General features: G+C 59.6%; 9 protein-coding genes and 2 pseudogenes. 8 read left to right on the top strand and 3 right to left on the bottom strand.

All coding sequences use genetic code 11. The features are described from left to right. The first annotated feature begins 158 nt into the window (after positions 1–158). A complete protein-coding gene (locus DH08_RS18245; RefSeq protein ID WP_192180652.1) occupies positions 159–413 on the top strand; it encodes a hypothetical protein in 255 nt (84 codons plus the stop codon). A 544-nt stretch (positions 414–957) separates the two neighbouring features. Here DH08_RS18245 and DH08_RS18240 read toward each other — a convergent pair. Both DH08_RS18240 and DH08_RS18235 read right to left on the bottom strand, forming a co-directional pair. Further along, positions 958–1,155, bottom strand: a complete 198-nt coding sequence (locus tag DH08_RS18240; RefSeq protein WP_120018495.1) for a hypothetical protein — start codon at positions 1,153–1,155, stop codon at positions 958–960. Between the two features lie 76 nt (positions 1,156–1,231). After that, a complete protein-coding gene (locus DH08_RS18235; protein ID WP_192180651.1) occupies positions 1,232–1,531 on the bottom strand; it encodes a DUF1236 domain-containing protein in 300 nt (99 codons plus the stop codon). Positions 1,532–1,868: 337 nt separating this feature from the next. On the opposite strand from DH08_RS18235, the gene DH08_RS18230 reads away from it, so the two are divergent. Then, positions 1,869–2,105: a hypothetical protein gene (locus DH08_RS18230; protein ID WP_192180650.1), complete on the top strand. Its 237-nt coding sequence runs from the start codon at positions 1,869–1,871 to the stop codon at positions 2,103–2,105. A 59-nt stretch (positions 2,106–2,164) separates the two neighbouring features. Here the strand turns inward: DH08_RS18230 and DH08_RS18225 are convergent, their stop codons facing one another. After that, positions 2,165–2,434: a DUF768 domain-containing protein gene (locus tag DH08_RS18225; RefSeq protein WP_192180649.1), complete on the bottom strand. Its 270-nt coding sequence runs from the start codon at positions 2,432–2,434 to the stop codon at positions 2,165–2,167. A gap of 123 nt (positions 2,435–2,557) precedes the next feature. On the opposite strand from DH08_RS18225, the pseudogene DH08_RS36905 reads away from it, so the two are divergent. The 6 genes and pseudogenes from DH08_RS36905 to katE all read left to right on the top strand — a co-directional run. Next, positions 2,558–2,767 (top strand): annotated as a pseudogene (locus tag DH08_RS36905) (DUF982 domain-containing protein); the annotation flags it as partial. A 300-nt stretch (positions 2,768–3,067) separates the two neighbouring features. Beyond that, the gene (locus DH08_RS36465) at positions 3,068–3,577 is read left to right on the top strand and encodes a YciE/YciF ferroxidase family protein (protein WP_246800919.1); all 510 of its coding nucleotides are present in this window, start codon (positions 3,068–3,070) and stop codon (positions 3,575–3,577) included. An 89-nt stretch (positions 3,578–3,666) separates the two neighbouring features. Next, positions 3,667–4,032, top strand: coding sequence for a low affinity iron permease family protein (locus tag DH08_RS18215; RefSeq protein WP_192180647.1), 366 nt, complete (start codon positions 3,667–3,669; stop codon positions 4,030–4,032). Positions 4,033–4,300: 268 nt separating this feature from the next. After that, the gene (locus tag DH08_RS18210; protein ID WP_192180646.1) at positions 4,301–5,056 is read left to right on the top strand and encodes a DUF4142 domain-containing protein; all 756 of its coding nucleotides are present in this window, start codon (positions 4,301–4,303) and stop codon (positions 5,054–5,056) included. Between the two features lie 24 nt (positions 5,057–5,080). Further along, the gene (locus tag DH08_RS18205) at positions 5,081–5,692 is read left to right on the top strand and encodes a hypothetical protein (protein ID WP_192180645.1); all 612 of its coding nucleotides are present in this window, start codon (positions 5,081–5,083) and stop codon (positions 5,690–5,692) included. A gap of 93 nt (positions 5,693–5,785) precedes the next feature. Next, positions 5,786–6,395: pseudogene (gene katE, locus DH08_RS18200) on the top strand (catalase); the annotation flags it as partial.

Below are 6,395 nucleotides of genomic sequence, written 5' to 3'. Positions count from 1 at the left end.
GCAGCGACCGATGAGATCACACTCCTCGATCAGGTGCCGCCACGCAGCCCCCAGCAGTAGGGCTGGGGATTGGGTCCACGACGTGCTTGCCAGCGCGACCGATATCGGGAATATAATCCTCCGTTGCGGCGAGTCCCTCAACGGAGATCGCCTTTCCCATGACCATGAAATATCCCTTTGTCGAGGCAAGAAAGTCGCGATCGGCACGGGCCTGTCAGTCGACTGTATTACGTGCCGACGTCATGTCGTCCTCGACGTGCCGACACTCGCCCGTGGTCTGGGTGACGACTACGGCTGCATGGCACTGGGATCTGATCAAGGTGCTCGATTGCCAGCCCTGTCGCGAGGCAAGCCGCGACGACCGCAACCTGGTTTTCACAAACCACGCCGTGACGCCGGACAAGAGGCGCTAAGACGCGCTAGGCGCTCGCCTTCTACCTGCGGATGGTCAAATCGTAAGCGATATCCTGCTATAATCCCGTATGGCCGTCCGAATAGCGATTGTCCTGGCGCTTCTTTTCGCCTTCGCCTACGGATTCGCAAAACTCGTGGAACGTAATGGCAGCGTTGGCGATCTGCCCTCCCCGTGTGAGGAATGGTCAAACCCTGATTGCCCAGACCCGAACGCGCCGCCCGCAAAGTAGCCCCATCAGTTCGGGCATGCTTGACGATTTCAGGAGATGGTGGGCGCCCGTTGGGCTCCCGCGCCATGGATAGGATTCTGGGGCATTGTGGCCGGTCGTCAAGAGGATGCTAATATATGCGGGACCACACCCGAGCCGGCTGATGTGCAGGCCAATGGTCCCAGGTATCTTGGCGCCTGGGATGGGCTACAAACCGACTTTGAGAAGCAAGGCGGTCAGAACGGGTGTATTTCGCCTCGACAGGGGCCGCATCAAGCGGATCGGCTAGAGCGCTCCACCTCCGCAAAGGGGCCCGGTCGCGTTGGATTTCCGGTTACGCGGCTGCGGCAACGAAAGATATGGCGATCAGGTCGTCGCCCTCAATTCGGCCTTGCCTCTCTTCCATCGCCGCTACGACTTTCAGGAACGTCTTCATTTCGTGTTCGGTAACCCGCGCTTCCTCCATCCTTGCTCTTAGGGCGGCTACGCGCCTTCCCAAGGTGTGGGAATGCCCGATCTCACGGTTCGACATACTTGACTCCTCGTTGTTCGAATTTGAAAGCCCGCCGCTCATCTGATGCGGCGGGCTTTCAGCTAAAGCGCTTGGCTCATTCGTAAACTTTGATGATCTTGCGCGTGCCCGGATCCACGAGGACTGTTCGGTTGTCGATTACGACGTAGCGGTATTGCACGTCGGGGACTTCACGCAGCTCGACCGTATCGGGCAGAGCCGTGCCGATGTTGAGCTCCACGCCAGGCAGGGTCACTGAAGCCAGGGGCTGCTTCTTCACATACTCCCGGATGACGGTTTCCTGTTCCGGCTGAATGATCACGGTATCTGCGGCGGCCGCACCAATACCGGCGAGCAGCAAAAACCCCGCAGCGGCTGCGGTGAAATGCATTCTCATAATTTCCTCCTAGTGGATGAGTTGCGCCAGACGACATCGTCTTCACGCCAGAAGCTCCCCAACGCCAGGCATTTGCGAACGTCCCTGGCAGGGCCTTCGGTCTGAATGTGTGTGGGACCTTTGGGCATTTGTCAGGCGCAAGAGGCCCTGAACGGGCGACGGCCGGAACCGCGATTGCCGGCATTCGTTGCTCGCTACCAGTTCATGGGAGGAACCTACCGAGCAAAGGTCCACCATCGGTGGTCAACTGAGTGCCCGTCACGTCCGAGCCCCCTCGACATGGCGGGCACTCAATATCGCGTGCCAGCAGCGGCAAGCGGCAATAGCGAGGCGAACCGTGACCTTTGTCCAGAACAGACCGAGCGCAGATGACGTCGCAAGCCGAGCCGCAAACGACAATCATGCTGCCCCAGAAGATTTTTCGGTGCTTGATCTGATTCCGAGTGAGGACGACGATAAGGTGGATGAAACTGTCAGGCGAACAGAGCGCCTGGCAATTGCCCTGGTTATCGGAATGGCTATTTGGTTGATCGTTGCACCGATGGTCTACGTTACCCTGAGGCACGCGATCTAAGCCGGCATGATGAGTCGTCTTGACGAATCCTGCAGGGCGATGCGGCGCAAATCGGCCAATCAGCCCCGGCTTGACCCGCTTGCATCGCCGGTCGCTTCATGCCCTTCGGCGCCGGTCGCTCCGGCGTCATGGTGAACGATCGCGTCCAGGATCGTCTCATAGACGCTCCCGGTGTCTTCCTCGATCTCGGTGCTGCCAATGCCAAGGGATCGGGCGTCCGCGAAAAGCTTTTGAGCCAGGTCTGCGACCGAGATCATGTCGGCTCCGGCCGTTTCAGGGACATTGTTCGAAATCCACTTATGCAGGAAGTTAACGCCGCGGGTGCTCATCTCGCCATAAGCCGGCGGCCAGCATTAGGTTCCGCTAATGCCCAAAGGTCAGGTCCGGTCTACTTGAGCAACTAATTGTTCGATCGTGCGTTTCGCCGTTCATTGAAAAATGGGCGACAGGCTATGGGTAAATTTCTTCCGGTCGAAGTTGTTTTCTTACGCGGACGATCAATGATCGTTTCATCGATCATCGAAGCAGAGGAGGCGCTGCAAGGGTGTTGGCCGGATAAGCGCTCGGCCAGCTATCAACACGCTGCACGTCTTGTTGCACCTGCTAAGGATGGGATGTGTCGGCCGACCGTGGCGTTTGAGGCCTTCAGGATTGCTGCACTCAAGCAAGGTCTGGTCAAGAACGGAAAGCCAAGCGACGCTCTCATCACGCTCGACCATCTAGCCGGCTACGAGTCTCCTCCATCGTTCCCATCGTTCGAGCAGCCCCAGCGGGCGATGACCGATCCTCTTAATAGCAACCGCAACCTCCCTCCAGCTCTGACGCGGTCAAGACCCTTTGACCTTGTCGGAATCGTGAGCAGTCGGCGGAGGGCGAAAGCAGGGTTTTCTTTCGCCGGCCGCAGGAACTTGTCCTCAATACGCGAGTTGAGCCGAACCTCCGCTAACCAAGGAAAAAAAATCATGGCGACAACCAAGGCATCAACGAAGGGTCTGAACGACCTGTTTCACGGCACGCTGAAGGACATCTATTTTGCCGAGAAGAAGATTCTGGCGACACTGCCGAAGATGGCGAAGGCAGCGCAGAACCCCAATCTGAAAGCAGCCTTCGAAAAACACCACGGCCAGACAAAGGATCATGTTACCCGGCTGGAAGAAGTTTTCGAAGTTATCGGCAAGAAGCCGGCTGGCAAGACCTGCGCTGCTATCATGGGCATCACCGAGGAAGGCAGCGAAATCATCGAAGAGTATAAGGGAGCGGCGGCTCTCGACGCCGGCTTGCTTGCCGCTGCACAAGCCGTCGAGCACTACGAGATTTCGCGCTACGGCACGTTGCGGACCTGGGCTTCCGAGCTCGGCCTGACCGAGGCAGTGAACCTTCTCGACCTCACCCTGGCCGAAGAAAAGGAAACAGATGCAGCGCTGACCGAGCTCGCAGAGTCGGCCGTCAACGTCGCTGCCGAAGCCGCATAAGCGCGAGCAGCGCCTGCCCAAGCCGGCACTTTCCTAGAGCCGCGATGATCGAGCATCGCGGCTTAGATTCCCCTCCGAGATAAATTCCCATGGAAAAGACATTCAACCGACTGGCGGGCGCCGTCGCTCGCGCCACCGGCAGGCCTTGGGCCTTTGCGCTTTGCTTGACAGCGGTGCTGATCTGGGCCGCTGCGGGCCCGATGTTCCACTATTCCGAGACCTGGCAGCTGGTCATCAATACCTGGACGACGATCATAACATTCCTGATGGTCTTCCTCATCCAGAATACCCAGAACCGGGACGGCGCCGCCATCCAGGCCAAACTCGACGAACTGATCCGCTCCGGCCGTGGCAAGAACGACTTCATTGGCATCGAGCACCTGACCGAAGCTGAGGTCGAGCAATTCCGCTCGCTCTGCGCTCAGGCCAAAATAGGGAAGACGATGGCCACCTAGGCGGGAGGCTTGCTTTCGGGCTCTTCCGACGCCCGATTTTCGATGTGCTTCAGTTTCGGCGTTGGTGTCTTCAGGCCAGCCCGAGCGTTTCTCGAGTCTCATGGGCGGACGGTGCTATTTGCCGATGGCGGCGCACGCAGTTGCTCTCATCCCCGAAGCGAGATAACCGGCGGCCCTGCTTGAATTTATTAGCTCGGCTGCGGGAACAAACCCCTCCGGTGCTTGTTAGGCTCACAGCACAAATGTGTGCCCAACAAGGACCCTCTCCATGAAAACCCGCCTACTTTTGGCCTCGCTGGCCACGGCTACAGCCATGACCTTTGCACTGCCCGCCTTCGCCGCCGACAGTGCACAAGACTTTGTCGACAAAGCCACCGCCGGGGGTATGTTCGAAGTGGATTCGAGCAAGATCGCCGAGGGCAAAGCCCAGGATCAAAGCGTCAAGGATTTCGCGCAGAAGATGATCGACGATCATGGCGCGGCCAACGCCAAGCTCGAGACGATCGCCGGCGAACAGAAGCTGAAGGTGCCCACGGAGCTGGATGCCAAGCACAAGGCCGATCTTGACACCCTTCAAAACAGCAAGGACCCGGTCGACGGATCCTATGTCCAGATACAGCGCGAAGCGCATTCCGATGCGGTCAAGTTGTTCGAAAGCTACGCCAAGGACGGTGACAACGCGCAGCTGAAGACGTTCGCCCAGGAGACCGTCCCGACCCTCAAGATGCACCAGGAAATGATCGAGAAGATCGCGACGACCATGGGCACCCAGACGTCAGCGACGAAGTCTGAGACGCCGACAGTCACGGTTGGTGACGCACCCGATCCGACGCCTCCGCTCTCCGGCGCAAACAGCTTCACCGAGGACCAGGCCAAAAGCCGCATTCAGGATGCCGGCTTCTCGGAAGTGTCGAAACTGACCAAGGACGACCTGGGCATCTGGCGCGGTGAGGCCAACAAGGACGGCAAGAACACCACCGTGGCGCTGGACTACAAGGGCAACGTCGTTGCCGGCACCAACTGAACAGAGATCGAGGAGATCAAAGACATGAAAACAGTAACCGGACTATTCGACAGTTACGATGACGCCTCCGATGCAGTCGGCGAGCTGGAAGCCAGCGGCGTTCCGCATTCCGATATCAGCATCGTCGCCAGCAACTCGACCGATTGGTATGACAATGACAACTCCACGGCCGCTGACGATGCAGCCGGCGGCGCCGGTCTCGGTGCGGTGGTCGGCGGTGCCGGCGGGCTTTTGACCGGGCTCGGTATCATGGCCATTCCGGGCGTTGGTCCGGTTGTGGCCGCAGGTTGGCTAGCCGCCACCGCCGTCGGAGCCCTGGGCGGCGCGGTCGTGGGCGGGGCTGCTGGCGGGATTGTCGGGGCACTCACGGATTCCGGCGTCCCGGAACAAGATGCCCATGTCTACGCAGAGGGCGTGCGCCGCGGTGGGACCTTGGTGACGGCCAAGGTCGACGACGCGCTTGCTGGCGATGCCGAGCGGATCCTCGGGCAGACCAAGTCGGTCAACCTGGAAGACCGTCGCAGTGCCTACGAAGCCGGCGGCTGGACAGGATTCGACGCCGATGCCGACAACTACACCAAAGGTGAGATCGATCGCGACAATCGCGACAGAGCGCGCAACGCCAGTCGCCTCTAATCGTAGAGCCCCGCCGCCGAAGGGCGGGGGGGCTTGGTGGCGTTGTCGCCACCAAGACTGCGTGCATCCACCAACCGCTCCAAGGAACAACCCATGGCCAAGTCTTCAAGCCGCCCCAGCGATCAAGCTGTAGTCCACGATCAGAAACTGGTTCGAGGCGAAGGGGGCGAGTTGCACCAAATTGCGCATGGCACCGTCCCTGCGCTCACCACCGCCCAGGGCGGGCCGGTCTCGGATGATCAGAACTCACTGAAGATCGGTGCGCGCGGGCCGACGGTCCTTGAAGACTTTCATTTCCGCGAGAAGATTTTCCATTTCGACCATGAGCGGATCCCCGAGCGCGTCGTGCATGCACGCGGCTACGGCGCGCATGGCTATTTCGAGACCTACGAGTCGCTCGCCAAATACACTCGCGCCGACATCTTCCAGCGCGCCGGCGAGAAGACGTCGGCCTTCGTGCGGTTTTCGACGGTCGCCGGCAGCAAAGGCTCGGTCGACCTGGCGCGCGACGTGCGGGGGTTCGCGGTCAAGCTCTACACACAGGAAGGCAATTGGGACATCGTCGGCAACAACATCCCGGTGTTCTTCATCCAGGACGCGATCAAGTTTCCCGATCTAGTCCATTCCGTCAAGGAAGAGCCCGATCGTGCCTTCCCGCAGGCGCAATCGGCGCATGACAATTTCTGGGATTTCATTTCGCTGA

The sequence above is a fragment of the Mesorhizobium amorphae genome (assembly GCF_014843845.1).
Classification (GTDB): domain Bacteria; phylum Pseudomonadota; class Alphaproteobacteria; order Rhizobiales; family Rhizobiaceae; genus Mesorhizobium; species Mesorhizobium amorphae_A.
Note: the sequence above shows the minus strand (reverse complement) of the source record. Positions and strands in the feature narration are given on the sequence as shown.

Excerpts from the sequence above, each read along its gene's own strand:
- DH08_RS18245 (WP_192180652.1), top strand. The coding sequence starts at position 159 with ATGACCATGAAATATCCCTTTGTCGAGGCAAGAAAGTCGCGATCGGCA.
- DH08_RS18205 (WP_192180645.1), top strand. The coding sequence starts at position 5,081 with ATGAAAACAGTAACCGGACTATTCGACAGTTACGATGACGCCTCCGAT.
- DH08_RS18235 (WP_192180651.1), bottom strand. The coding sequence starts at position 1,531 with ATGAGAATGCATTTCACCGCAGCCGCTGCGGGGTTTTTGCTGCTCGCC.
- DH08_RS18240 (WP_120018495.1), bottom strand. The coding sequence starts at position 1,155 with ATGTCGAACCGTGAGATCGGGCATTCCCACACCTTGGGAAGGCGCGTA.
- DH08_RS18225 (WP_192180649.1), bottom strand. The coding sequence starts at position 2,434 with ATGAGCACCCGCGGCGTTAACTTCCTGCATAAGTGGATTTCGAACAAT.
- DH08_RS36465 (WP_246800919.1), top strand. The coding sequence starts at position 3,068 with ATGGCGACAACCAAGGCATCAACGAAGGGTCTGAACGACCTGTTTCAC.
- DH08_RS18215 (WP_192180647.1), top strand. The coding sequence starts at position 3,667 with ATGGAAAAGACATTCAACCGACTGGCGGGCGCCGTCGCTCGCGCCACC.
- DH08_RS18210 (WP_192180646.1), top strand. The coding sequence starts at position 4,301 with ATGAAAACCCGCCTACTTTTGGCCTCGCTGGCCACGGCTACAGCCATG.